Genomic DNA, 477 nt, shown 5'->3' on the forward strand with positions numbered 1-477 from the left:
TCTGAGCTGGTTCTGATCATTGCCGGCGTTGGTGACCTGGTGATGCACGATGAGCTGGTGTTTGTGATCCACGCCGCTTTGTACGTTGTCGCCGGTGACGTGCTGGTTGCCTTTGTTCAAGGCCCGCGCATCAGGGTCGGTACGGGAGCGCTGGGTCTCACCACGCTCCTCGAGCTGCTTGAGTTGTGCCTGCTGGCGTGCCTGGCGCGCCTTGAGTTCCTCCAACTTGCTCGCCAGTGTGGGGTCTTCACCCAACAGATCGCCGGCCTGGTTTTCCTGCGCGTCGTTGGCATCCAAGCACTGGGGATCGGCGTCCAGATCAGGCTCGATCTGCTTCAGTTCAGCTTCCAAGCCCTTCTTCGGCGTGATGCTGGCGTCACTGGCGCTGGCGTGAGAAAACCAACCGTCAATGCCGATCGTTTCTGCGCCCAGCCGCTCCAGCTCTTGGCACAGCACGACGAAATCACGGTTGGCCGC

At 61.0% G+C, this 477-nt stretch carries 1 pseudogene; it reads right to left on the reverse strand.

Annotation, left to right across the window (positions count from 1 at the left end):
• Window positions 1-477 (reverse strand): annotated as a pseudogene (locus E1958_RS20640) (IS5/IS1182 family transposase); the annotation flags it as partial.

Origin of the sequence: Candidatus Thiosymbion oneisti (assembly GCF_004359955.1) — a bacterium.
GTDB lineage: Bacteria > Pseudomonadota > Gammaproteobacteria > Chromatiales > Chromatiaceae > Thiosymbion > Thiosymbion oneisti.